The organism is Devosia sp. (assembly GCF_030689745.1).
In the GTDB taxonomy this organism is placed as follows: Bacteria; Pseudomonadota; Alphaproteobacteria; order Rhizobiales; family Devosiaceae; genus Devosia; species Devosia alba.
This window is the reverse complement of the sequence record NZ_JAUYGL010000073.1, coordinates 12,837-36,665: the sequence shown is the minus strand read 5'-3', so window position 1 is coordinate 36,665 and position 23,829 is coordinate 12,837. Positions and strand designations below refer to the sequence as shown.

Sequence of the window (23,829 nt, the reverse complement as noted above, 5' to 3'; positions counted from 1 at the left end):
AGCATGCTCACGGCGAGCCATGCTTTCTGGCAAGCAGCATTCGCGGTCTCGTCGCTATATATGATGATTTTGCTCATATTTTCTTTCCCTTGAAACCCGATGGCCAAAGGTCTAAGCCCAAGCCATCATTCGTTGCGCCGGTTCGCTTGCCCCAATTGCTTGCGAAACTCACGTGACGCCGGTCGCCCGACCGGATTAGAAAACAGGCTGCCGCATGACTGATTTGCTCAGCGATTATCTGCCCATCATCATCTTCCTCGGCCTCTCCGCCGTTATCGGACTGGCGTTGCTGGTGGTTCCCTTCATTGTTGCCGTTCGGAATCCGGACCCAGAGAAGGTCTCGGCCTTTGAGGCTGGGTTTGATGCTTTCGATGATGCCCGCATGAAGTTCGACGTGCGGTTCTATCTCGTGGCGATTCTGTTCATTATTTTCGACCTTGAGGTCGCGTTTCTGTTCCCTTGGGCAGTGGCGTTCCACGATGTCGGCTGGTTAGGCTTCTGGTCGATGATGATCTTCCTGGGCGTGCTGACCGTCGGCTTCATCTATGAATGGCGGAAAGGTGCGCTGGAATGGGATTGAGCGATAACCAGACGATCGTCGCGCCACGCCCGACGGGCCTGATTGATCCCCGTACCCAGCAGGCAGCCGGAGCCAAAGACCCGTTCTTCACCGATGTTACCGATGAATTGGCGGATAGAGGCTTTCTGGTGTCCACGGTAGCCCAATTGGTGACCTGGGCCCGTACCGGCTCGCTGATGTGGATGCAGACGGGTCTGGCCTGCTGCGCTGTTGAAATGATGCAGATGTCGATGCCGCGCTACGACATTGAGCGCTTCGGCACCGCGCCGCGCGCCTCGCCACGCCAGTCCGATGTGCTGATTGTTGCCGGAACGCTGACCAACAAGATGGCGCCGGCCCTGCGCAAGGTCTACGACCAGATGCCAGAGCCACGCTATGTCATCTCGATGGGAAGCTGCGCCAATGGCGGCGGCTACTATCATTATTCCTATTCAGTCGTGCGTGGCTGCGATCGTGTGCTGCCCGTTGACGTCTATGTACCCGGCTGCCCCCCGACCGCCGAAGCGCTTCTCTATGGCATATTGCTGCTGCAGAAGAAGATCCGCCGCACCGGCACCATCGAACGATAGGATCGCGAAAAATGGATGAAGCCATCCAGGTTGATCCGCTTGTGGACCTTGGCCAGCACATTGCTGGCGCTCTGGGCGCTGCGGTCATTGCACAGGAAGTCGCGTTTGGCGAATTGACGCTGACTGTGGCGCGCGATTCGATCATTTCCGTGGCAACGTTCCTGCGCGACGATGCGAAATGCCGGTTCATCAGCTTCACCGACATCTGCGGTGCCGACTACCCGGAACGCGATGAGCGCTTCGAGGTGGTCTATCACTTCATGAGCCCGCATCTGAACCATCGCATCCGGGTCAAGCTGCGTGCCGATGATGTTACGCCTGTGCCCAGCATTACCGGCGTTTTTCGTGGCGCAGACTGGTTCGAACGCGAGACCTATGATCTGTTCGGGGTGCTGTTCTCGGGCCACCAGGATCTGCGCCGCATCCTGACCGATTATGGATTTGACGGGCATCCGCTGCGTAAGGATTTTCCGGTCTCCGGCTTTGTGCAGGTGCGCTATGACGAAGAGCGCAAGCGTGTGGTGTACGAGCCGGTTCAACTGATGCAGGAATATCGCGACTTTGACTATTTGTCGCCTTGGGAGGGCACTGACTATGTGCTGCCCGGTGACGAGAAGGCCAAACAATGACCGTTGAAGCCAATGTTCGTAATTTCACTATCAATTTCGGCCCGGTCCATCCGTCGGCCCATGGTGTGCTGCGCCTGATTCTGGAACTCGACGGTGAAATCGTCGAGCGCGTCGATCCCCATATCGGGTTGCTACATCGCGGCACTGAGAAGCTGATCGAATCCAAGACCTATCTGCAGGCCGTGCCCTATTTTGACCGCCTCGATTATGTGGCGCCGATGAATCAGGAGCATGCCTTTGCTCTGGCCGTCGAAAAACTGCTAGGTCTGGAAGTGCCGCGCCGCGGCCAGTTGATCCGTGTTCTGTATTCGGAAATCGGGCGTCTGCTGGCGCATTTGATGAACGTGACCACGCAGGCCATGGACGTCGGGGCGTTGACGCCACCGGTGTGGGGCTTTGAGTGGCGCGAAAAGCTGATGATTTTCTACGAGCGTGCATCCGGTGCGCGCATGCATGCGGCCTATTTCCGCCCGGGCGGCGTGCATCAGGATCTGCCACAGTCGCTGATCGATGATATCGATGTGTTCTGCGATGAATTTCTCAAGTTCGTTGTCGATCTTGATACCCTGCTGACCGAAAACCGCATGTTCAAGCAGCGCAATGTCGACATTGGCGTGGTCAAGCTGGAAGACGCGTGGAACTGGGGTTTCTCGGGCGTGATGGTGCGCGGTTCGGGTGCCGCCTGGGATCTGCGCAAGAGCCAGCCGTACGAATGCTATGACGAGATGGAATTCGACATTCCCATCGGCAAGAATGGTGATTGCTACGACCGCTATCTGATCCGCATGGAAGAGATGCGTCAGTCGACCAAGATCATGAAGCAGTGTGTCGCCAAGTTGAACGCTGCCGACGGCAGGGGTCCGGTTTCCTCGCTTGATGGCAAGGTTGTGCCGCCCAAGCGCGCCGAAATGAAGCGGTCGATGGAAGCGATGATCCATCACTTCAAACTCTATACCGAAGGCTACAAGGTTCCCGCTGGCGAGGTTTACGCCTGTGTGGAAGCGCCCAAGGGGGAGTTTGGCGTCTATCTGGTTAGTGATGGCTCCAACAAGCCATACCGTTGCAAGATCCGGGCGCCGGGTTTTGCACATTTGTCGGCCATGGATTTCCTGTGTCGTGGCCATATGCTGGCTGACGTCTCGGCGATCCTTGGCTCGCTTGATATCGTGTTCGGAGAGGTTGATCGCTGATGGTTGCGCGTCGCCTGGCTGACGAGTCGGTTCAACCGGCATCGTTCGCATTTAGTGCTGAGAACGCCAAATGGGCGGAATGGAAGATCGGGTTGTACCCGGCCGGCCGTCAGCAATCTGCTGTTATACCGTTGATGATGCGGGCACAGGATCAGGATGGCTGGGTCAGCCGGGCTGCGATCGAAACGATCGCGGACATGCTCGGCATGGCCTATATCCGGGTGCTGGAAGTGGCAACTTTCTATACCCAGTTTCAATTGCAGCCGGTTGGCACGCGCGCCCACATTCAGGTCTGCGGCACCACACCGTGCATGCTGCGCGGCGCCGGCGATCTTATCGAAATCTGCAAGAGCAAGATTCATCACGATCCGCACCATCTCAATGCCGATGGCACGATGAGCTGGGAAGAAGTGGAATGCGCCGGAGCGTGTGTAAACGCGCCAATGGTTGCCATCTACCACGACACTTACGAAGACCTGACGGCCGAGCGGTTCGAAGAGATCGTGGATGCATTTGCCGCAGGGCAAGGCCACACCATCAAGCCGGGCCCGCAGGTCGAACGCCTGCATTCGGCCGCTGAGGGTGGCCAGACCACACTGCTGGTCAAGCCGACTGCCAAGCGCGAGAAGTTCATTCCACCGGCGCCACCGCCGGAAGCTGCTGCGCCTGCACCAACTACCGCCGCCAAGCCCAAGGATGTGACCGCTGAGTCGGCGCCCGCAATCAAGGGCACACCCGAGAAGGCCAAGGTTTCCCAGGCAAAGGCGGAGGGCGAGCGCAAGGCTGCTGATGCAGCGGCCAACGCCAATGGCAAGCCGAACAACGCCATGCGTGCCGGCGCGACCGGTGCTGAGTCAGATGGCGGCAAAATCGATGGTGGCAAGGCAGTGGACAAGACGCCCGTAGAGCCTTCGGTTGCTGCGCCCAAGAAGAGCCGCACAATCATTGCGCCCAAGGTCGACCCGGCTGCCGTCAATCCGACGGCTGAAAAGGGCGGCGATACGCCATTGTTTGTCGCGCCAGCCGGCGCTGCCGATGATCTCAAACTGATTTCGGGTGTGGGACCGGTGCTGGAGCGTAGGCTCAACGCGTTGGGTATCACCAAATGGAGCCAGGTTGCTGGGTTCAGCAGTGATGATGTCACCAAGGTTGACGATGCGCTTAACTTCAAGGGTCGCATCACCCGTGACGACTGGATCAAGCAAGCTGCTGCACTGGCCAAGGGCGGCGAGGCAGAATATGTCCGCGTCTTCGGCAAGAAGCCGCGCTAGGAGAGTGAAACGTGCTCGCTGATAAAGATCGCATTTTCACCAATCTGTACGGTCAACACGACTGGACGCTGGCTGGCGCGCGGGAACGGGGTGCCTGGGTCGGCACCAAGGAGTTTATCGATTCCGGCCGCGACTGGATTACCAATGAAGTCAAAGCCTCGGGCCTGCGGGGTCGCGGCGGCGCCGGTTTTCCCACGGCACTGAAGTGGACCTTCATGCCCAAGGTCAATGACGGCCGTCCACATTACCTACTGGTCAATGCCGACGAGTCTGAGCCCGGCACCTGCAAGGATCGCGACATCCTGCGCCATGACCCGCACCATCTGGTGGAGGGCTGCCTGTTGGCCGCCCGCGCCATGGATGCCCATCTGGCCTTCATCTATGTGCGCGGCGAGTTCATCCGCGAGCGTCAGCATCTCGAGCGCGCTGTCGAGGAGGCCTATGAAGCCAAGCTGATCGGCAAGGACAATATCCACGGCTGGGACCTCGATATCATCGTCCATCACGGTGCCGGCGCCTATATCTGCGGCGAAGAAACCGCTTTGATGGAATCACTGGAAGGCAAGAAGGGGCAGCCCCGGCTCAAGCCACCATTCCCGGCGGGCATGGGCGTGTATGGCAACCCGACCACGGTGAACAATGTCGAGTCGATTGCTGTTGTGCCAGAAATTCTGCGCCGTTCGGGCGCCTGGTTCGCTTCGCTCGGTCGCGCCAACAATACCGGCACCAAGCTGATGTGCGTGTCCGGCCATGTGAACAAGCCAGCGACCTTCGAAGAAGAAATGGGCGTGCCGTTCCAGGACATGATTGAAAAGCACTGCGGCGGCATCCGCGGCGGTTGGGACAATCTGCTGGCGGTCATTCCCGGTGGTTCCTCGGTTCCGTGTGTGCCGGGCGACAAGATGCGGCATGCACTGATGGATTTTGACGGGCTGCGCGAAGTCGGCTCGTCGCTGGGCACGGCTGCGGTGATCGTCATGGACAAGCAGACCGATATCATCAGGGCGATCTGGCGCATCTCGGCCTTCTACAAGCATGAGAGTTGTGGCCAGTGCACGCCCTGCCGCGAAGGCACCGGCTGGATGATGCGGGTGCTGGAACGCATGGTCGAAGGCCGCGCCCAGAAGCGCGAGATCGACATGCTGTTTGAGGTCACCAAGCAGATTGAAGGGCACACCATCTGTGCGCTGGGCGACGCTGCGGCGTGGCCGGTCCAGGGGCTGATCCGCAACTTCCGCCACGTGATCGAAGAGCGGATCGACCAGTACACATATTCATCCACCAGCGACGGCGCCGTGCCGTCGATCGCGGCGGAGTAGGGGCGATGGCAAGTATCAAGGTTGACGGCCAGCTCGTCGAAGTTCCCGACTATTATACCCTGCTGCAGGCCGCTGAAGCGGCCGGCGCTGAAATTCCACGCTTCTGCTACCATGAGCGCCTGTCGGTAGCCGGCAATTGCCGCATGTGCCTTGTCGAAGTGAAGGGCGGGCCGCCAAAGCCGCAGGCCAGTTGTGCCATGTCGGTCAAGGACATGCGTCCGGGCCCCAATGGCGAGCCGCCCGAAATGTTCACCAACACGCCAATGGTCAAGAAGGCTCGCGAAGGCGTGATGGAATTCCTGCTGATCAACCATCCGCTCGATTGCCCGGTCTGCGACCAGGGTGGTGAGTGCGATCTGCAGGATCAGGCCATGGCCTATGGCGTCTCCGGCTCGCGTTTCCAGGAAAACAAGCGCGCCGTCGAAGACAAGTATATGGGCCCGCTGGTCAAGACCGCGATGACCCGCTGCATCCAGTGCACGCGCTGCGTCCGTTTCATCACCGAAGTCGCTGGCGTGCCTGAAATGGGCGCGATTGGCCGTGGCGAGGACATGGAGATCATCACCTATCTCGACAAGGCGCTGAGCAGCGAGTTGCAGGGCAATGTGATCGATCTGTGCCCGGTTGGTGCCCTTACCTCCAAGCCCTACGCCTTCAACGCGCGGCCGTGGGAATTGACCAAGACCGAATCCATCGACGTGATGGACGCGGTTGGCTCCAATATCCGTGTCGATAGCCGTGGCCGCGAAGTGATGCGCATTCTGCCGCGCGTCAATGACGCAATCAACGAAGAGTGGATTTCGGACAAGACGCGCTTCGTGTGGGATGGCCTCAAGAGTCAGCGTCTGGATCGCCCCTATGTCCGCAAGGGCGGCAAACTGCAGGCGACCAGCTGGGACGAGGCGCTGGCGGCAGTTGCAGCACGCCTGAAGAAATCTGGTGGCAAGATCGGCGCCATCGCCGGTGATCTCGCAGCAGTCGAAGAAATGTATGCGCTCAAGAGCCTGCTGGCTTCAGTTGGCTCAGGCATGACCGATGTACGTCCGCCCATGTCGGGCATCGATCCGTCGATGCCGCGCTCGGCCTATGTGTTCAACCCGACCATTGCCGGGATCGAACAGGCTGACGCCATCGTCATCATTGGCGCCAACCCGCGCCTTGAGGCCTCGCTGGTCAATGCCCGCATTCGCAAGACCTGGCGCGCAACGGGGCTGCCAATCGCCGTGATCGGCGAGCAGGCGGACCTCACCTATAACTACAGCTACCTCGGCGACAGCTTTGAAGCACTTGCCGATCTGGCTGCCGGGAAGGGTTCGTTCGGCGAGATTCTCGCCAACGCCAAGCGCCCGCTGATCATTGTCGGTGAAAGTGCAGTGTCGCATGCCAAGCTGGGCAAGCAGGTTGGGCGCGACACCATCGCGCTGGCTGCCCGGCTGGCAACGGCTGGCAAGGATGTTGCCCCCGACTGGAATGGCTTTGCGCTGCTGCATAATGCGGCCAGTCGCGTTGGTGGCCTCGATATCGGCTTTGTACCGCATGATGGCGGCGTCTGCTCAGCGGACCAGATCGCCCTGGCCGGCAAGGGTGAGCTTGATGTGCTGTTCCTGCTGGGCGCCGACGAATATGACATGTCGGCCATGGGCAATGCGTTCGTGGTTTATATCGGCACACATGGCGATGCTGGCGCACACCGCGCCGACGTCATTCTGCCCGCGGCGACTTACACGGAAAAATCAGGAACTTATGTCAATACTGAAGGCCGTGTTCAGGTGACCAACCGCGCCGTGTTCCCGCCGGGCGGCGCCAAGGAAGACTGGGCCATTATCCGGGCGCTCTCGGGCGCCATCGGCCAGCCGCTGCCATTCAACTCGTTGACCCAGTTGCGTGCGGCCATCTATGCCGAATTCCCCCACCTTGCGCGGATCGACCAGATTGCGCCGGGATCGGCGGCCGATATTGCAAAGCTGGCCAAGGCCAGTATCAAGACCAAGTCGGCGCCGTTTGGCTCGGCTGTGACCGAGTTCTATCTCAGCAATCCAATCGCCCGCGCCTCCGCCGTCATGGGTGAATGCGCAGCTACCGCAGCCGGTCTCCGGCAGGCCGCGGAGTAGGGGAGCACAATGGACTTTATTATCGCTGCCCTCGATTACCTGCTTGGTATCCCGCTTTTCGGCTGGGGCATCCATGTCGGGTTGGTCTACAAGGCGCTGCTATTGCTGGTGTCGCTGCTGGTGTTCACCGCGTTCATCCTGCTGGCCGATCGCAAGATCTGGGCGGCGGTGCAGATGCGGCGCGGTCCCAATGTGGTGGGTCCATTCGGCCTGCTGCAGAGCTTTGCCGATCTGCTCAAGTTCGCGCTCAAGGAGCCGGTTATTCCCGGCGGCGCGGACAAGATCCTGTTTCTGCTGGCGCCACTGCTGACCGCAACCCTGGCCTTGACGGGTTGGGTCGTGGTGCCGCTCGGGCCGGGGCTGGCACTTGCTGACATTGATTTGGGCATTCTGTTCCTGCTGGCGATTTCATCGCTGGGCGTTTACGGCGTGATCATTGGCGGTTGGGCTTCGAACTCGAAGTACCCGTTTCTGGGCTCGCTGCGCGCGGCAGCGCAGATGGTGTCCTATGAGGTCTCCATCGGCCTGGTCATCATTACCGTACTGCTCTGCGTCGGTTCGTTGAACCTGACCGATATCGTTACGGCGCAATACGAAATGGGCCTGGCCCACATGATTGGCTTGCCGCAGCTGACATTCCTGAACTGGTTCTGGCTGCCGCTGTTCCCGATGTTCGTGATCTTCTACATCTCGGCACTGGCGGAAACCAACCGCCCGCCATTCGATCTGGCTGAAGGCGAATCCGAGTTGGTTGCCGGCTTCATGACCGAGTATTCGGCGACGCCGTATATGCTGTTCATGCTGGGCGAGTATATCTCGATCCTGCTGATGTGCGCGATGACCACCATCCTGTTCCTGGGGGGCTGGACGGCGCCGATCGATATGGTGCCATTTACCTGGGTTCCACCGGTCGTATGGTTTGTGATCAAGCTTAGCCTGGTGTTCTTCATGTTCGCCATGGCCAAGGCCATCGTGCCGCGCTACCGCTATGATCAACTGATGCGCATTGGCTGGAAGTTGTTCCTGCCGCTGTCGCTGGGCATGGTCATTATCGTTGCTTTCGTGCTTCAGCTTACCGGCTGGGGCTGGCATGGAGGGATGGCATGATGCGCGCCACCCAAGTCGTCAATACGCTGCTGCTGACAGAACTGGTCAAAGCCTTTTTTCTGGCCATGCGGTATTTCTTCTCGCCCAAGCCGACCATCAACTACCCGTTTGAGAAGGGGCATCTGAGCCCGCGTTTCCGGGGTGAGCACGCACTGCGCCGCTATCCCAATGGCGAAGAACGCTGCATCGCCTGCAAGTTGTGCGAAGCCATTTGCCCAGCGCAGGCCATCACCATCGAAGCTGGCCCGCGCCAGAATGACGGCACGCGTCGCACGGTGCGTTACGATATCGATATGGTGAAGTGCATCTATTGCGGTTTCTGCCAGGAAGCCTGCCCGGTTGATGCTATCGTTGAGGGCCCGAACTTCGAATTCGCTACTGAAACGCGTGAAGAACTGTATTTCTCCAAAGAGAAGCTGCTCGCCAACGGCGATCGCTGGGAGCGTGAAATCGCTGCCAATATGTCCGCCGATGCACCGTATCGCTGAGAGGGAAGAGTATGACGCTTCCACTATTCTTCTTCTACCTGTTCGCCGCCATCGCATTGGCGTCGGCGTTCATGGTCATTTCGGCCAAGAACCCGGTGCATGCCGTGCTATTCCTGATCCTGACATTCTTTAATGCGTCCGGTCTGTTCATGCTGGCCGGTGCCGAGTTCCTGGCGCTGCTGCTGATCGTTGTTTATGTCGGCGCCGTGGCTGTGTTGTTCCTGTTCGTGGTGATGATGCTGGACGTCGACTTCGTCTCGCTGCGACAGGGTTTTCTGCAATATGCGCCGGTTGGGGTGTTGGTGGGGGTGGTGTTACTGCTCGAGCTGCTGCTGGTTGCAGGCAGTTTTGTGGTGTCGCCCGAAGTGACCAGCGCTGCTGTGCTGCCAATGGATGACGGCGTGGAGAATATCCGGGCCATCGGGCAGGTGCTGTATACGCGCTACATCTTCATATTCCAGGGTGCCGGCGCGGTTCTGCTGGTAGCCATGATCGGGGCCATCGTGTTGACCCTGCGCCACAAGAGCAACGTCAAACGGCAGGATCCGGTCAAGCAGGTCGGACGGCGCCCGTCGGAAACACTCGAAGTCGTCAAAGTCAAAAGCGGTCAAGGGCTGTAGGGGACAATTATGGGCACAGGTATCGAGCTCGGTCACTACCTGACCGTTGGCGCCATTCTGTTCACGCTGGGCGTGTTCGGCATCTTCATCAACCGCAAGAACGTCATTGTCATTTTGATGTCGGTGGAATTGATCCTGCTGGCGGTAAACTTGAATTTCGTCGCGTTCAGCGCACAGCTCAATGACCTGCAGGGTCAGATTTTTGCGCTGTTGATCCTAACGGTGGCGGCTGCTGAAGCGGCCATCGGACTGGCCATTCTGGTCGCTTTCTATCGCAACCGTGGTTCCATCGCGGTTGAAGACGTCAACATGATGAAGGGCTAAGAACCACCGCTATGATCCAAGCGATTGTTTTCCTGCCCCTTATCGGCGCGCTAATTGCCGGTCTGTTGGGGCGTATCATAGGCCACCGGACAAGTGAGTATATCACGACCGGTTTGCTGATTGTTTCGGCGGTATTGAGCTGGGTGGTCTTCCTGCCCGTCGCCTTTGGCGGCGGACTGATGGGCGCCGAGGTCGGTGGCGACACAGCGGTCCTCAAGATCGAGCTGATGCGCTGGATCCAGGTCGGCGGCATGGACCTGCGTTGGGTGCTGCGGGTCGACACGCTGACTGCCATCATGCTGGTGGTGGTCAACACGGTGTCGTCCCTGGTGCACATCTATTCCATCGGCTACATGGCCGATGATCCGCATCGCAGCCGGTTCTTTGCCTATCTGTCGCTGTTCACCTTCGCGATGCTGATGCTGGTGACGGCAGACAACTTCCTGCAGATGTTCTTTGGCTGGGAAGGCGTGGGTCTGGCGTCCTACCTGCTGATCGGCTTCTGGTACACCAAGCCCTCCGCCAATGCCGCTGCGATGAAGGCCTTCGTGGTCAACCGGGTCGGTGACTTCGGCTTCATGCTGGGGATTTTCGGCAGCTTTCTGGTGTTGGGCCAAATCGACTTTGATGGCGCGTTTGCTACTGCCGCGGGCTTTGCGTCCACTGGCCTGCCGGTGATGCAGTTCCTGGGCTGGCAGGTCGATGCCATGACCGTTGTCTGCCTGCTGCTGTTCATGGGGGCCATGGGCAAGTCGGCGCAGTTCCTGCTGCACACCTGGCTGCCTGACGCCATGGAAGGCCCGACGCCGGTGTCAGCGCTGATCCATGCGGCCACCATGGTGACCGCAGGCGTGTTCATGGTGGCGCGACTGTCGCCGCTGTTCGAGACCTCGCCCACGGCCATGACCTTCGTCATGATCATCGGCGCCATTACCGCGTTCTTCGCTGCGACGGTCGGCCTGGTGCAGAACGATATCAAGCGGGTGATCGCTTATTCGACCTGTTCGCAACTGGGCTACATGTTCGTGGCACTGGGGGCAGGGGCCTATTCGGCGGGTGTATTCCACCTGTTCACGCATGCCTTTTTCAAGGCGCTGCTGTTTCTGGGCGCCGGCGCGGTCATTCACGCCATGCATCACGAGCAGGACATGCGGAACATGGGTGGCTTGCGCCACAAAATTCCGGTGACCTACGCCATGATGCTGATCGGTACCCTGGCGCTGACCGGCGTTGGCATTCCGGGCAGCGAGTGGCTCGGCTTTGCGGGTTTCTTCTCCAAGGACTCCATCATCGAAGCGGCCTATGCGGTCGGTGGCAATACCGGGATGTTCGCCTTCTGGATGCTGGTGGTTGCGGCACTGTTCACGAGCTTTTACTCGTGGCGCCTGATCCACCTGACCTTTCACGGCAAGCCGCGTCCTGCGGCCCATGGTCATGATGACGACGCGGCCCATGACGATCACGCCCACGCTGAACATGGTTCAGCCTACGACCACGCTCACGAAGCACCCAATGTGATGTTGGTGCCGCTTTATGTGCTGGGTGTAGGGGCGGTGCTGTCAGGGGCGGTATTCTATTCGATGTTCTTCCACGATGTGGCGCATATCGAGCACTTCTTCGCCGGGTCCGTGGTTGTCAACCATGAGCTGATCGAGGCTGCACATCACGTGCCGCTCTGGGTGAAGTGGAGTGCCACCATTGCCATGGTGCTCGGTTTTGTGGCGGCATACTGGATGTATATCCGTCGTCCGGAAATGCCCGGCCAGCTGGCCGCGACCAATCCGGGGCTGTATAAGTTCCTGCTCAACAAGTGGTATTTCGACGAGCTTTACGACGCTATCTTCGTCAGGCCCGCCCTGTGGATCGGCCGCGCCTTCTGGAAGGGCTTCGATGACTGGCTGATCGACGACAAGATCACCGAGGGCCTTGGTCGTCGGGTGCAGAATGTCACCGGTTGGGTCACCAAGCTTCAGTCCGGCTATCTCTATCACTATGCATTCGTCATGCTGATCGGCATTGCGGCACTCTTGACCTGGGCCATCGTGGCCGGGGGACTGATCTGATGAACTTCGACAACTCCATCCTCACAGTCGTCACCTGGTTGCCAATGCTTGGCGCGGCGGTGCTGCTGTTCATGCCCAGAACCGCACTCGAAGCCATCCGGTGGATGACTTTTGCGGTGACGGCAATCACCTTCGTGCTGTCGCTGCTGATGTGGCAGGCTTTTGATCCGTCCAATGCCGGCTTCCAGTTCGTGGTCAACCTCGCCTGGATTGGCGACACCATCGGCTACCGCGTTGGTGTGGACGGCATTTCGGTGCTGTTTGTGGTGCTGACTGCCTTGCTGATGCCGGTATCGATCCTGGCGAGCTGGACCATCGACAAGCGCGTCAAGGAATACATGATTGTGTTCCTGATCCTGGAAACGCTGATGATTGGCGTGTTCACCACGCTCGATCTGGCGATGTTCTACGTGTTCTTTGAAGGCACATTGGTGCCAATGTTCCTGATCATCGGTATCTGGGGCGGCACGGCGCGCATCCAGGCCAGCTACAAGTTCTTCTTCTATACCTTCACCGGTTCGGTGCTGATGCTGCTGGCCATCATGGCGATGTACTGGAGTGGCGGCACGACGGACATTGTGAAGCTCTTGAGCCATGATTTCCCGTTGTCCTGGCAGCCCTGGTTGTGGTGGGCGTTCTTCGCTTCGCTCGCGGTCAAAATGCCAATGTGGCCGCTCCACCGCTGGTTGCCGGAGGCGCACGTGCAGGCACCAACCGCTGGTTCGGTGATCCTGGCGGCGATCCTGCTCAAGCTGGGCGGCTACGGCTTCCTGCGTTTCAGCCTGCCAATGTTTCCCGACGCGTCGGCGCAGTTTGCCGATCTCATCTTCTTTCTGTCGGTTGCCGCGATCATCGTCACCTCGCTGGTGGCCTTGGTGCAGACCGACATGAAGAAGCTGATTGCCTATTCCTCGGTCGCCCATATGGGCTTTGTGACCATGGGCATCTTTGCCGGCAATGCGCTGGGCATTCAGGGCGCGATGTTCCAGATGATCTCGCACGGTATCGTGTCGGGAGCGCTGTTCCTGTGCGTCGGTGTTATCTACGACCGCATGCATACCCGTGACATCGCTGCCTATGGCGGACTGGTCGAGCGGATGCCGCGATATGCCTTCGCCTTCATGGTGTTCACCATGGCCAATGTCGGGTTGCCCGGTACATCAGGCTTTGTCGGCGAGTTCCTCACCATGATGGGCGTGTTCCAGGTCAATACCTGGGTGGCCTTTGGCGCGGCCTTTGGGGTGATCCTGTCGGCTTGCTACGCTTTGTGGCTGTATCGCCGCGTGATCTTCGGAGCGCTGACCAAGGAGAGCCTCAAGGGTATTCTCGATCTTGATCTGCGTGAAAAGGTCATGCTGTATCCGCTGCTCGTGCTGACCGTGGTCTTTGGTTTCTACCCTGCGCCGATTCTGGATACGACCGCTGCTGCGGTCAACAATCTGGTGTCGCACTATGCCGACTCTGTTGGGCTTGATCCCGCCGTATCGCTGGCTGACGCGCAGGCGCCACTCGTTTATGCCGAACCGGTTGTTGGCGCGGAAGCGCCGGCGGCCGCGCCTGCTTCGCACTAGGAGAGTCCCGTGAACTCAGACGTTATCGATTTCGCGAGCCTGGCTCCCGCATATCCCGAAATGCTGCTGGCCGTTGGTGCCGTGCTGCTGTTGCTGGTCGGTGTCGCAGTCAACAAGGAGCGCTCGCTTCTGGTCTCCTATGGCGCCGTGCTGCTGCTGCTGGCCGTTGCCGTGCTGGTGATGTTTGCCCCTATCGACGGCGTACTGTTCAATGGCGCCTTCATCGCCGACAGCTTTGCCCGGTACATGAAAGTGCTGGTGCTGGGAGGTTCGGCGTTCTCGCTGCTGCTGGCCCTGCCACGGGACGAAGAGAACGGTACTCACAAGTTCGAGTTTTCCGTACTCGTGCTGCTGGCGACGCTGGGCATGATGATGATGGTTTCGGCCAATGATCTGATGAGCCTGTATGTCGGGCTTGAGCTGCAGTCGCTGTCGCTTTATGTGCTGGCCGCAATCAAGCGCGATGACAGCAGGGGAACAGAGGCGGGCCTGAAGTACTTCGTGTTGAGTGCCCTGTCGTCTGGCTTGCTGCTCTACGGCGCCTCGCTGATCTATGGCTTTACCGGCCATACCAATTTGCAGGAAATCGTTCGCGCCATTGCCGTGGAAGGTCGTTCGATCGGTCTGATTTTCGGCGTGGTGTTCCTGCTCGCCGGTATTGCCTTCAAGATCTCGGCGGTTCCGTTCCACATGTGGACCCCTGACGTTTATGAGGGCGCGCCCACCCCGGTCACGGCATTCTTGGCCACGGCGCCCAAGGTGGCGGCGATGACCCTGATGGTCCGGCTGGTTATCGATACCTTCCAGGGTATCACCCAGGACTGGCAGCAGATCGTCATCTTTCTCTCGATTGCCTCGATGGTGCTGGCGGCGTTTGCCGCTATCGGCCAGAAATCGATCAAGCGCCTGATTGCCTATTCTTCGATCGGCCATGTAGGTTTTGCCCTGGTCAGCCTGTCGTCGGGTACTCAGGGCGGCGTTGAAGGCGTGATGATCTACATGGCGATCTATGTCGTGATGACTATTGCCATGTTCGCCTGCATCCTGGCGCTGCGTACTGATGCCGGCTATGTCGACAATATCAGCGATCTGGCCGGTGCGGCGCAGCAGCGGCCGTTTGTGGCAGCCGTGATGGCAGTCACCATGTTCTCGCTGATTGGCATGCCGCCACTGGCCGGCTTCTTTGCCAAGTGGCACGCGTTTCTGGCGGCAATTGACGCGCAGCTCTATGTGCTGGCGGTGATTGGGGTGCTGGCTTCGGCTGTTAGCGCATTCTACTATCTGCGTGTCGTCAAGGTGATGTATTTTGATGAGCCGGTGCGCGCATTTGAGGCCGTGCCTATGGCGCTCAACATCGTCATGGGTGTGACCGGATTCCTGATGGTAACGTACTACTTTACCGTCGGTGGTCCGCTGGCCAATCTTGCCCACATCGCGGCCGGAAGCCTGTTCTAGGTGAGCGACTTCACGCTTGGCGCGAAGGCGCGCGCGGCCGGCTATCGGCTGCGCGGCTATGACAGTGTGGGATCAACCAATTCGGAAGCCCTCGAAGCGGCGGCCTCCGGAGATCCCGGTGGCATCTGGTTTGTGGCACGGCAGCAGGTGTCGGGCAGGGGCCGTCGGGGCCGCCAATGGGAGAGCCCTTATGGCAATCTTGCCGCCACGCTGTTGATTGTGCCCGACTGCGACCCCACATTGTCTGCAACGCTGGGCTTTGTGGCGGGGGTGTCGCTTAGTCGCGCCCTGTCGGCCATTCTACCCAACGGTCTGGTGCATATTGGAATTGACGGCGCTGACGGCCTCGACGGCCAGTCGCGCATCGCGCTGAAGTGGCCCAACGACGTGTTGGCCGACGGCGCCAAGCTCGCCGGTATCCTGCTCGAGGCCAACAAACTGCCTGACGGACGTCAGGCCATTGCGATTGGTATCGGGGTCAATGTAGTTGCAGCACCGCAAGGTTTGCCCTATCCCGCCATCAGCCTGAATGATCTTGGCGTGTCGCGCGACGCTGGTGAGGTGTTTGACGCCCTCAGCGATGCGTGGACCGAGATTTTTGGACTGTGGAATGACGGGCGAGGCACTGGTGCGGTGCTTGAGCACTGGCGCGCGTCGGCCGCGGGTATCGGCGCGCCGGTCGCGGTCACGCAGAACGGCGACGTTGTGCGGGGCATTTTTGAATCTATCGACGACGCGGGACGATTGATCGTCCGCGCCGAGGATGATCGTCGCATCGCGATTACCGCGGGTGACGTGCATTTTGGGGCAACGGCCAGCGCCCAAAGCTGACCATTAATTGCGCAGGCGACCGGCGACCAAAGATCGCTCCGGCGTTGCGCTCGAAAGGACTGAACTGACCCATGGCTAAAACCCAAAGGGATGAACTCGTATTTGTGCCGCTTGGCGGCGTCGGCGAGATTGGCATGAATATGGGCGCATACGGCTTCGGGCCGGAAAAGTCGCGCAAATGGATTGTGGTCGATTGCGGCGTAACCTTTGGCGGGCCCGACCTGCCAGGGATCGAACTGATCATGGCCAACCCCGAATTTCTTGAGGAACGCGCCGATGACGTGCTGGGGTTGATTCTGACCCATAGCCACGAAGACCATTATGGCGCGGTGCTCGATCTGTGGCCCGGTTTTGAAAAGCCGGTCTTTGCGACACGGTTCACCGGCGCCATGCTGGCGGCCAAGCGCGCCGGCGACGGTATCGTCGAGAATGTCGACCTGACCATCATGGTGCCCGGCCAGCCCTTCAATCTGGGACCGTTCACCATTGAGGCGATCAATGTCGCCCACTCGATCCCCGAATCCAACGCCTTGTTGATCACGACCCCCATCGGGCGCATTCTGCATACGGGCGATTGGAAGCTTGATCCTACCCCGGTTGGCAACGCGCCCACTGATGTCGAGCGGCTCAAGCAGATCGGCGAGGACACATCCACACCACTCGCCCTGATTTGCGATTCCACGAATGCGCTCAAGGATGGCGAAAGCCCGAGTGAAGCTGAAGTCGCCGGCAATCTGGCGGCGATGATCGCTGAAGCCCCCAATCGTGTTGCGGTGACCACCTTTGCCTCCAATGTGGGGCGGGTGATCTCCATCGTGCGCGCGGCCGAAAAGGCCGGTCGCCAGGTGGTGATGTCAGGGCGTTCATTACACCGGATCATGGGCATTGCCCGCGAACTGGGGATGCTGGAAGGCCTGCCGCCACTGCTCGATCAGGATGCCTATCGCTCGATCGCCCGCAACAAGATCGTGCTGATCTGCACGGGCAGCCAGGGAGAAGCCCGCGCGGCTATCGCGCGCATCGCCCGTGGCGATCATCCGGTGATTGCGCTGGCGGCCGGCGATCGCATGATCTTCTCGTCCTGGGCAATCCCGGGCAATGAGCGCGAAGTCATTGATATCCAGAACCAGCTGATCGATCAGGGCGTTGAGGTCATCACCACCAATGACGGTCTGGTGCATGTGACTGGCCATCCGCGGCGCGGCGAGATGCGCAAGCTCTACAGCTGGGTAAAGCCAACAGTGCTGGTGCCGGTACATGGCGAACCCGTGCACCTGAAGGCCCACGCCAAGCTGGGACGCGAATCCGGTATTCCCACGGTGTGTGAAGCCCGCAATGGCGACATGGTTCGCCTGTTCCCGGACACGGCGCTGCTCAAAGCAGAAGTGCGGACCGGTGAGCTTTATCTCGACGGTCTGGTGCTGTGCACGCCTGAGGAATCCGGCGTCAAGGGACGCCGTCGCCTGTCGTTTGGCGGCCACGTCGTGGTCAGCCTGTGCGTCAATGGCAGCGGGCAGGTCGTGTCGGGACCGGATCTGGTGATTGATGGTCTGCCCGAGACCGAGGACGAGTCGCTGAGCGAATTGGTGGAAGACACCATTGCCGGCGTTCTCAAGTCGATGCCACCCAAGCGGCGCAGCGATACCGAAGTGCTCAATTCGGCGCTGTTCAAGGGCATTCGCAATGAGGTCAATGCCTATTGGGGGCGCAAGCCCAATGTGTCGGTGTTCGTCCACCGCGTCTAAGGCCTTCAATGTCGCGGCTGGCCTGTGCTGGCCGCGACATTATTCAGTCTTCGCCTGCGCCTGGTGATGGTCTAGTGCTAGGATAGTTCATCGCCAGCGGCACTTACCCCAAGGACAACCCATGCAGATTGGCTCAATCATCGCGGTATTTTTTGTCCTGTGGTGGATCAGCTTTGTTGCGGTGTTGCCCATCGGCAATAAGAGCTTCCATGAAGCTGGCGAAAAAGTCGTGGCCGGCAGTGATCCGGGCGCCCCGATTGCGCCGCGCTTGCTGTTCAAGGTGCTGATGGCTACGGGGCTGGCAGCCGTGTTGACCGCGCTGTTGATGTGGGGTCTCACCAATGAAGCCCTGCAATACTACTGGAACCGCTAGCTCACCCGTTCGCTTCGCCGCTGCTAGCACGCAGCCGGCCTAAACCGCGTGAGTGTGAGTGAGCCCGAGCGCGGCCTCAAGCTCGGGGACGGTAGCCAGCGTTGCGTAAAAGCACTTCATCAATCGATTAGCGGAGCGTGTGTCATGCCCGGCAAAGCTGAGGCGATACGACCGAGGGCTGCAGAATTTGCCATCGAGAATGTGCGAACTGGCGCGTCCACCAACCGCCAAGAAAAAAGCGGGGCACAAGGCCCCGCTGAAAAAGTTTGTTCGACAATACGCTGGTCTTAGGCGCGCTATGACAGCGCGCAGCCAACGCTCCTCCCTTGACGTTGTCGACGTCCGGCGGTTGTAACCACCTGCGCTTTATTGGGAGAAACCCTAACAAGTCAAATGAGCTCTGTCACGTAGATTCTGCATGCCTTCCATGCTTGCATCGGATGGACGAGTAGGATTTGAGTGGGCATCAACATCAGCCTTGAGTCGACAGTCATTCCTGGAGTTTACATGCGCCTGTCTCGCTATTTTTTGCCGGTGCTGCGCGACGTTCCCAAGGACGCCGAAATTGCGTCGCATCGTCTGATGCTGCGCGCGGGCATGGTCCGCCAACAGGCCTCGGGTCTCTATTCATGGCTGCCGCTGGGCTACAAGGTCCTGATGAAGGTCCAGAAGATCATCGAGGAGGAGCAGAACCGTTCCGGCGCGATCCAACTGCTGATGCCGACCATTCAATCGGCCGATCTGTGGCGGGAAAGCGGCCGCTACGATGCCTATGGCAAGGAGATGCTGCGCATCCAGGATCGGCATGAGCGCGATTTTCTCTTCGGACCGACCAATGAAGAGATGATCACCGACATCTTCCGCAGCTACGTGAAGTCCTATAAGGACCTGCCGCTGAATCTGTACCACATTCAGTGGAAGTTCCGCGACGAGGTGCGACCGCGCTTTGGCACCATGCGCAGTCGCGAATTTCTGATGAAGGATGCCTATTCGTTCGATTTGAGCAAGGAAGAAGCGGTGAAGGCCTATGAACGCATGTTCGTGGCTTATCTGCGCACCTATGCCCGCATGGGTCTGACGGCGATTCCAATGCGTGCTGATACCGGCCCGATTGGTGGCGATCTCAGCCATGAGTTCATCGTGCTGGCGGACACCGGCGAAAGCGCGGTGTTCTGCGACAAGCGTCTGCTCGGCAAGCCCATCCCACCCCAGGATACGGACTTCCGGGGCGATCTGAATCCGATCTTTGAGGACTGGACGTCCCACTATGCCGCGACCGAAGACATGGTCGACATGAGCGAATTCGAGGCATCGGTGAGCGAAGAAAACCGGGTTTCGGCCCGGGGCATCGAAGTTGGCCATATTTTCTACTTCGGGACCAAGTATTCGGAACCCATGAAGGCGACTGTGACCGGTCCCGACGGCAAGGAAATCACCGTGCATATGGGATCCTACGGTATCGGGCCGACCCGGTTGGTACCGGCCATCATTGAAGCGTTCCATGACGATGACGGCATTGTCTGGCCAGTATCGGTGGCCCCGTTTGAGGCCGTGCTGATCAATCTCAAGGCTGGCGACGATGCCTGTGATACAGCCTGCGATGCCCTCTATGCCGAACTCAACGCGGCCGGCCTCGACATTCTGTATGATGATCGCGATCAGGGTGCTGGTGCCAAGTTCACCACGGCGGACCTGATCGGCATTCCCTATCAGATCATCATCGGGCCGCGCGGGTTGAAGGCTGGCGAGGCCGAAATCAAGCACCGCAAGACCGGTGAGCGCGAGACACTACCTATTGGCGAGGCCGTGGCTCGGCTCAAGGGATTGATTGAACCTCAGCGAAAGACCGACATTTGACCGACACGGCGCAGCCTGCACTGAACAAGGGCACGCGCGCCTTTTCGCGCTTTGAGTGGCTGATCGCTGGCCGCTATTTGCGGGCCCGGCGCAAGGAGGCGTTCATTTCGGTGATCGCCAGCCTGACTATGGTCGGCGTGGCTATCGGGGTAGCGACCCTAATCGTGGTGATGTCGGTAATGAACGGCTTCCGCGCCGAGCTGCTGACCAAAATCCTGGGTCTGAACGGCCACTTCACCGCGTTTCCCATCGAGCGCGAATTCACCGACTACAAGGAGACCATCGCCGCACTCGAGCAGATTGATGGCGTCAGTTTCGCGGTCTATTTCGTCGAGGGTCAGGTGCTTGCCTCCGGTCCCGGTAGTTCAACCGGCGCGACGGTGCGCGGCATGGATGCGGAAAACCTTGAAAAGCTCGACCTGCTGTACAATTCGGCAGTACAGGGCGGCTGGGACGAGTGGGATAGCTCCAAGGGCGTCGCGATCGGTTACCGGTTGGCGCAAGCCCTGGGGGTGTCGCTGGGTGACCAGGTGCAGATCATCAATCCGGATGGGGCGATGACGCCATTTGGCTCGACGCCACAAATCCGCTCCTACCCGGTCAATGTCATTTTCAATCTTGGCATGGTCGAGTTTGACAGCTTCTTCATGTACATGCCCCTCGAGCCGGCGCAGACCTATTTCAAGAAATTTGAAGAGGTGCTGAAACCCGGCATGGGGCCGTTGGATCCCTTGGCGAGCGACGCCGAGATCGACGCTGCCTATGAGCGCGTCAATCAGGTTTCGGCGGCGGAAGTCTTCATCGACGATCCCGACAACGTGATCGAGATGCGGCAAAGGCTACAGTCTGATCCGTCGACCCGACCACTGGTGCTGACCGACTGGCAGCAGCGCAACGAGACGTTCTTCTCGGCGCTGCAGGTCGAACGCGTGGTGATGTTCACCATTCTGTCGATGATTATCCTGGTGGCGGCGTTCAATATTATTTCCAGCCTGATCATGCTGGTGAAGGACAAAAGCTCCGACATTGCCGTGCTGCGTACCATGGGAGCCACGCGCGGCGCGATCATGCGCATCTTCTCGATCACGGGCACCACCATCGGCGTGATCGGCACGCTGACGGGCGTGGTGCTGGGCCTGATCGTGGCCGCCAATGCGGAAACACTGCGGGCCTTTGTGTCGAACACGCTGGGTGTGGCGATCTTTCCGCCCGAGGTATTCTTCCTGTCAACGCTGCCGTCCAAGACTGATCCGGTGGAGGTTGCCGTGGTCGTTGGGCTCGCCTTGGGGCTGAGTTTTCTGGCGACGCTGTATCCTGCCTGGCGCGCGGCCCAATATGATCCGGTAGAGGCATTGCGTTATGAGTAAGCCCCATCTGGTTCTCACCGATGTGCATCGCCACTATGGTCAAGGCGACAAGATCGTCCGTGTACTCGAAGCCGCCAACCTGACCGTACAGAGCGGTGAGATGGTGGCGCTTGTCGCACCCTCTGGCGCCGGCAAATCGACGCTGCTGCACCTCTCAGGCCTGCTGGAGAGCCCACAGGGGGGCGAAGTGGAGTTGATGGGGATCAAGACCAGCCATCTGGGTGATCGTGGCCGGACGCAGTTGCGCCGATCGACAGTGGGTTACGTGTACCAGTTTCACCACCTGCTGCCCGAGTTCACGGCATTGGAGAATGTCTCCATGCCGCAGCTGATTGCCGGCAAGTCGCCGGCCGAGGCGGACAAGCGTTCCATGGAATTGCTTGAGCTGCTCGGCATTGCGGCGCGCGCCAGCCATCGGCCAGCTGAATTGTCGGGCGGCGAACAGCAGCGCGTGGCGATTGCCCGGGCGGCGGCCAACCATCCCAAGGTCATTCTGGCCGATGAACCCACTGGCAATCTTGACCCCGAAACCAGCGACATCGTGTTCGGGGCGCTGGCCGACCTGATCAAGAATGAAGGGGCGGCAGCCTTGATTGCCACCCACAACCACGATCTGGCGCGCCGCGCCGACCGGATTGTCACGCTCAAGGGCGGATTGGTTGTCGATCACACATTGTGAGTGGGCACCGCCAGTCTGAACGCCAAAACGCTATACACCCTGCCTGCCGCAACCTTTGAGCCCCCCCTTTAGGGAGGGGCGATGGCACCGCATCAGCATCAATGTGAATGCTCTAGAGCTGGGCAGCAATCTTGCCGGCTAGGGCGGCCAGCTCGTCATTGTCCGCTTGGTTGCGGCCGTGAGCGCCCATCTCCACCCCTTCAAACATCGGGATGACATGAAAGTGCAGATGGTACACCGTCTGCCCAGCCGCGGCTTCATTGAACTGGGCGACACGGATGCCATCGGCATTGGTGGCGGCCTTGGCTGCTGTGGCGACACGCTGTACCAGCGGCATGACTGCGGACAAAACTGCCGGATCGGCGTCGAGCAGATTGCGCGAGGCTGACTTGGGAATGACCAGGGTATGGCCGACCGACTGCGGAAAAATATCCATCATCACCAGGGCGGTCTCGTCTTCATAAACCTTGTGAGCGGGGATTTCGCCGCGCAGGATTTTCGCAAAGATATTGGCTGGATCATAGGTCATGGATCACTCCGCTGGCTGGACAATTTCCGGCTGTCCCTTCTGCAAGAATCGAAAACGAAAGTAGTTGAGGACAGCGAGGCCGGTAAAGGTCACCGGTACGTATCGGAAGCCCCGGCGAATAAAGAACAGGGCAATGTTGGCGGCTGTGCTGGCGCTCATGGCGCCTTTGCCCATCGCCGAGTTGAAGGAGGAGGGCACGATATGCCGATAGATCAGCGCATCCGAGCGATAGAAGTCCAGCGCCTTGGCGGCGAAGGCCCGCTTTGAGGCGGAATAAGCCTTGAGCTCGTCCATACCCATATCGCCGTGAAACTCGACCTCGGAGCCCAGCGCCCAGACTTCCGGGGGGGCGAGGCGGGTGTTTCCGACCTCGGTGAAAAGTTCGGTCAGGTCACGGAAGGTGACGAAATTGGCATTCCAGCAATCATCAGTCTTGGCGCCGTGCGCCATGATCAGAACGTCAGCTGTTTCGAGTTTGGCCCGTATGGCCGAGTAGTCGCCCGCGCTGAAGTCGACGCCGGATTTGGCGGTTTCGACAATCGCGCCGGCGCGGGTGAGTTTTTCGACCATGGCCGAGCCGAAGGCACCGCTGGCGCCGGTCACCAGAAATCGACGGCCCTTGATCTGGCAGGTGGTGCCGGCCAGCAGGTCAAACACATTGGCGAAAGATGAGAAGAAATTGTGCGGATAGACATGATGCATGGCGTGGTAATTGTCGCCGACCCAGAGCAGGTTCTGCTGACCGCCGACGCGGTCCATCGACATGTGATTGTAGTCCAGCCCCTCTTCGCGCAGCGTCATCACCAGCATGACTGTCCGGAGCACGGCCACGGCGGCAATGGGCGGCCAGGGAAAGACCAACAGGAAGATTACTGTTCCGGCCATCGAGGTGAGATACTCGGGCAAGATATGGAACCAGATATTGGCGCGGGCATAGGCCGGGTTGATCTGCATGTCCACACCCAGGAACTTGTGATGAACCCAATGCCAGGACGACAGACGGCGCAGCAACGGGATCGAGGAACCCTCCCATTGGTGCAGGGTCCAGTGCAGAGCGTCAAACAGCACGGTTGAAGCCACAAATACCAGAACGGCCTGCAGCACGAAAAAGAAAATGTCCAAAATCATGGCAATCTACATAGAGCTCTTGG

Annotated in this window: 22 protein-coding genes; 20 read left to right on the top strand and 2 right to left on the bottom strand. The window is 59.5% G+C overall.

Going from position 1 to position 23,829, the window contains the following annotated elements:
• Window positions 1–214 precede the first annotated feature (214 nt).
• The 20 genes from Q8O80_RS06410 to Q8O80_RS06315 all read left to right on the top strand — a co-directional run bounded on the left by Q8O80_RS06410 (window position 215) and on the right by Q8O80_RS06315 (window position 22,149).
• Entirely contained in the window at window positions 215–580 is a 366-nt protein-coding gene (locus tag Q8O80_RS06410) for an NADH-quinone oxidoreductase subunit A (RefSeq protein WP_305578121.1), read from the top strand.
• Window positions 571–1,149, top strand: coding sequence for an NADH-quinone oxidoreductase subunit B family protein (locus tag Q8O80_RS06405; RefSeq protein ID WP_305578119.1), 579 nt, complete (start codon window positions 571–573; stop codon window positions 1,147–1,149). The genes Q8O80_RS06410 and Q8O80_RS06405 overlap by 10 nt, the downstream gene beginning before the upstream one ends.
• Before the next feature lie 11 nt (window positions 1,150–1,160).
• Window positions 1,161–1,778, top strand: a complete 618-nt coding sequence (locus Q8O80_RS06400) for an NADH-quinone oxidoreductase subunit C (RefSeq protein WP_305578117.1) — start codon at window positions 1,161–1,163, stop codon at window positions 1,776–1,778.
• Window positions 1,775–2,968, top strand: a complete 1,194-nt coding sequence (locus tag Q8O80_RS06395) for an NADH-quinone oxidoreductase subunit D (protein ID WP_305578115.1) — start codon at window positions 1,775–1,777, stop codon at window positions 2,966–2,968. Before Q8O80_RS06400 ends, Q8O80_RS06395 begins: the two co-directional genes overlap by 4 nt.
• Complete coding sequence (nuoE, locus tag Q8O80_RS06390) at window positions 2,968–4,239, top strand: NADH-quinone oxidoreductase subunit NuoE (protein ID WP_305578113.1); 1,272 nt, start codon at window positions 2,968–2,970, stop codon at window positions 4,237–4,239. Before Q8O80_RS06395 ends, nuoE begins: the two co-directional genes overlap by 1 nt.
• An 11-nt stretch (window positions 4,240–4,250) precedes the next feature.
• The gene (gene nuoF, locus Q8O80_RS06385; RefSeq protein ID WP_305578111.1) at window positions 4,251–5,558 is read left to right on the top strand and encodes an NADH-quinone oxidoreductase subunit NuoF; all 1,308 of its coding nucleotides are present in this window, start codon (window positions 4,251–4,253) and stop codon (window positions 5,556–5,558) included.
• 5 nt (window positions 5,559–5,563) lie between these two features.
• Window positions 5,564–7,669: an NADH-quinone oxidoreductase subunit NuoG gene (gene nuoG / locus Q8O80_RS06380; RefSeq protein ID WP_305578109.1), complete on the top strand. Its 2,106-nt coding sequence runs from the start codon at window positions 5,564–5,566 to the stop codon at window positions 7,667–7,669.
• A gap of 9 nt (window positions 7,670–7,678) precedes the next feature.
• Window positions 7,679–8,776, top strand: coding sequence for an NADH-quinone oxidoreductase subunit NuoH (gene nuoH / locus Q8O80_RS06375; protein WP_305578107.1), 1,098 nt, complete (start codon window positions 7,679–7,681; stop codon window positions 8,774–8,776).
• Entirely contained in the window at window positions 8,776–9,264 is a 489-nt protein-coding gene (gene nuoI / locus Q8O80_RS06370; RefSeq protein ID WP_305578127.1) for an NADH-quinone oxidoreductase subunit NuoI, read from the top strand. The genes nuoH and nuoI overlap by 1 nt, the downstream gene beginning before the upstream one ends.
• An 11-nt stretch (window positions 9,265–9,275) precedes the next feature.
• Complete coding sequence (locus Q8O80_RS06365; RefSeq protein WP_305578105.1) at window positions 9,276–9,884, top strand: NADH-quinone oxidoreductase subunit J; 609 nt, start codon at window positions 9,276–9,278, stop codon at window positions 9,882–9,884.
• Window positions 9,885–9,905: 21 nt separating this feature from the next.
• Window positions 9,906–10,208: an NADH-quinone oxidoreductase subunit NuoK gene (gene nuoK / locus Q8O80_RS06360; RefSeq protein WP_305578125.1), complete on the top strand. Its 303-nt coding sequence runs from the start codon at window positions 9,906–9,908 to the stop codon at window positions 10,206–10,208.
• 11 nt (window positions 10,209–10,219) lie between these two features.
• Complete coding sequence (gene nuoL, locus Q8O80_RS06355) at window positions 10,220–12,271, top strand: NADH-quinone oxidoreductase subunit L (protein WP_305578103.1); 2,052 nt, start codon at window positions 10,220–10,222, stop codon at window positions 12,269–12,271.
• A complete protein-coding gene (locus tag Q8O80_RS06350; RefSeq protein WP_305578101.1) occupies window positions 12,271–13,842 on the top strand; it encodes an NADH-quinone oxidoreductase subunit M in 1,572 nt (523 codons plus the stop codon). The genes nuoL and Q8O80_RS06350 overlap by 1 nt, the downstream gene beginning before the upstream one ends.
• Before the next feature lie 9 nt (window positions 13,843–13,851).
• Window positions 13,852–15,297 carry an NADH-quinone oxidoreductase subunit NuoN gene (gene nuoN, locus Q8O80_RS06345; RefSeq protein WP_305578099.1) on the top strand — a complete coding sequence of 482 codons (1,446 nt, stop codon included), beginning with the start codon at window positions 13,852–13,854 and terminating at the stop codon, window positions 15,295–15,297.
• Window positions 15,298–16,128, top strand: coding sequence for a biotin--[acetyl-CoA-carboxylase] ligase (locus tag Q8O80_RS06340; RefSeq protein ID WP_305578097.1), 831 nt, complete (start codon window positions 15,298–15,300; stop codon window positions 16,126–16,128).
• 71 nt (window positions 16,129–16,199) lie between these two features.
• Complete coding sequence (locus tag Q8O80_RS06335; protein WP_305578095.1) at window positions 16,200–17,873, top strand: ribonuclease J; 1,674 nt, start codon at window positions 16,200–16,202, stop codon at window positions 17,871–17,873.
• A gap of 121 nt (window positions 17,874–17,994) precedes the next feature.
• Window positions 17,995–18,246 (top strand): DUF1467 family protein, encoded by a 252-nt coding sequence (locus tag Q8O80_RS06330; protein ID WP_305578093.1) that lies wholly within the window; start codon window positions 17,995–17,997, stop codon window positions 18,244–18,246.
• 507 nt (window positions 18,247–18,753) lie between these two features.
• Window positions 18,754–20,103, top strand: coding sequence for a proline--tRNA ligase (gene proS, locus Q8O80_RS06325; protein WP_305578091.1), 1,350 nt, complete (start codon window positions 18,754–18,756; stop codon window positions 20,101–20,103).
• On the top strand, window positions 20,100–21,470 hold the full coding sequence (locus Q8O80_RS06320) for an ABC transporter permease (protein WP_305578089.1): 1,371 nt from the start codon (window positions 20,100–20,102) through the stop codon (window positions 21,468–21,470). Before proS ends, Q8O80_RS06320 begins: the two co-directional genes overlap by 4 nt.
• Entirely contained in the window at window positions 21,463–22,149 is a 687-nt protein-coding gene (locus Q8O80_RS06315) for an ABC transporter ATP-binding protein (RefSeq protein WP_305578087.1), read from the top strand. The genes Q8O80_RS06320 and Q8O80_RS06315 overlap by 8 nt, the downstream gene beginning before the upstream one ends.
• Window positions 22,150–22,261: 112 nt before the next feature.
• On the opposite strand, the gene Q8O80_RS06310 is transcribed toward Q8O80_RS06315, so the two are convergent.
• Window positions 22,262–22,678: an HIT family protein gene (locus Q8O80_RS06310; RefSeq protein ID WP_305578085.1), complete on the bottom strand. Its 417-nt coding sequence runs from the start codon at window positions 22,676–22,678 to the stop codon at window positions 22,262–22,264.
• Between the two features lie 3 nt (window positions 22,679–22,681).
• On the bottom strand, window positions 22,682–23,806 hold the full coding sequence (locus tag Q8O80_RS06305) for a hypothetical protein (protein WP_305578083.1): 1,125 nt from the start codon (window positions 23,804–23,806) through the stop codon (window positions 22,682–22,684).
• Window positions 23,807–23,829: the final 23 nt, after the last annotated feature.

What these genes read in the sequence shown, in the direction of transcription:
- Q8O80_RS06410 (WP_305578121.1), top strand. Translation starts at nt 215, where the DNA reads ATGACTGATTTGCTCAGCGATTATCTGCCCATCATCATCTTCCTCGGC.
- Q8O80_RS06405 (WP_305578119.1), top strand. Translation starts at nt 571, where the DNA reads ATGGGATTGAGCGATAACCAGACGATCGTCGCGCCACGCCCGACGGGC.
- Q8O80_RS06400 (WP_305578117.1), top strand. Translation starts at nt 1,161, where the DNA reads ATGGATGAAGCCATCCAGGTTGATCCGCTTGTGGACCTTGGCCAGCAC.
- Q8O80_RS06395 (WP_305578115.1), top strand. Translation starts at nt 1,775, where the DNA reads ATGACCGTTGAAGCCAATGTTCGTAATTTCACTATCAATTTCGGCCCG.
- nuoE (WP_305578113.1), top strand. Translation starts at nt 2,968, where the DNA reads ATGGTTGCGCGTCGCCTGGCTGACGAGTCGGTTCAACCGGCATCGTTC.
- nuoG (WP_305578109.1), top strand. Translation starts at nt 5,564, where the DNA reads ATGGCAAGTATCAAGGTTGACGGCCAGCTCGTCGAAGTTCCCGACTAT.
- nuoH (WP_305578107.1), top strand. Translation starts at nt 7,679, where the DNA reads ATGGACTTTATTATCGCTGCCCTCGATTACCTGCTTGGTATCCCGCTT.
- nuoI (WP_305578127.1), top strand. Translation starts at nt 8,776, where the DNA reads ATGCGCGCCACCCAAGTCGTCAATACGCTGCTGCTGACAGAACTGGTC.
- Q8O80_RS06365 (WP_305578105.1), top strand. Translation starts at nt 9,276, where the DNA reads ATGACGCTTCCACTATTCTTCTTCTACCTGTTCGCCGCCATCGCATTG.
- nuoL (WP_305578103.1), top strand. Translation starts at nt 10,220, where the DNA reads ATGATCCAAGCGATTGTTTTCCTGCCCCTTATCGGCGCGCTAATTGCC.
- Q8O80_RS06350 (WP_305578101.1), top strand. Translation starts at nt 12,271, where the DNA reads ATGAACTTCGACAACTCCATCCTCACAGTCGTCACCTGGTTGCCAATG.
- Q8O80_RS06335 (WP_305578095.1), top strand. Translation starts at nt 16,200, where the DNA reads ATGGCTAAAACCCAAAGGGATGAACTCGTATTTGTGCCGCTTGGCGGC.
- Q8O80_RS06330 (WP_305578093.1), top strand. Translation starts at nt 17,995, where the DNA reads ATGCAGATTGGCTCAATCATCGCGGTATTTTTTGTCCTGTGGTGGATC.
- proS (WP_305578091.1), top strand. Translation starts at nt 18,754, where the DNA reads ATGCGCCTGTCTCGCTATTTTTTGCCGGTGCTGCGCGACGTTCCCAAG.
- Q8O80_RS06315 (WP_305578087.1), top strand. Translation starts at nt 21,463, where the DNA reads ATGAGTAAGCCCCATCTGGTTCTCACCGATGTGCATCGCCACTATGGT.
- Q8O80_RS06310 (WP_305578085.1), bottom strand. Translation starts at nt 22,678, where the DNA reads ATGACCTATGATCCAGCCAATATCTTTGCGAAAATCCTGCGCGGCGAA.
- Q8O80_RS06305 (WP_305578083.1), bottom strand. Translation starts at nt 23,806, where the DNA reads ATGATTTTGGACATTTTCTTTTTCGTGCTGCAGGCCGTTCTGGTATTT.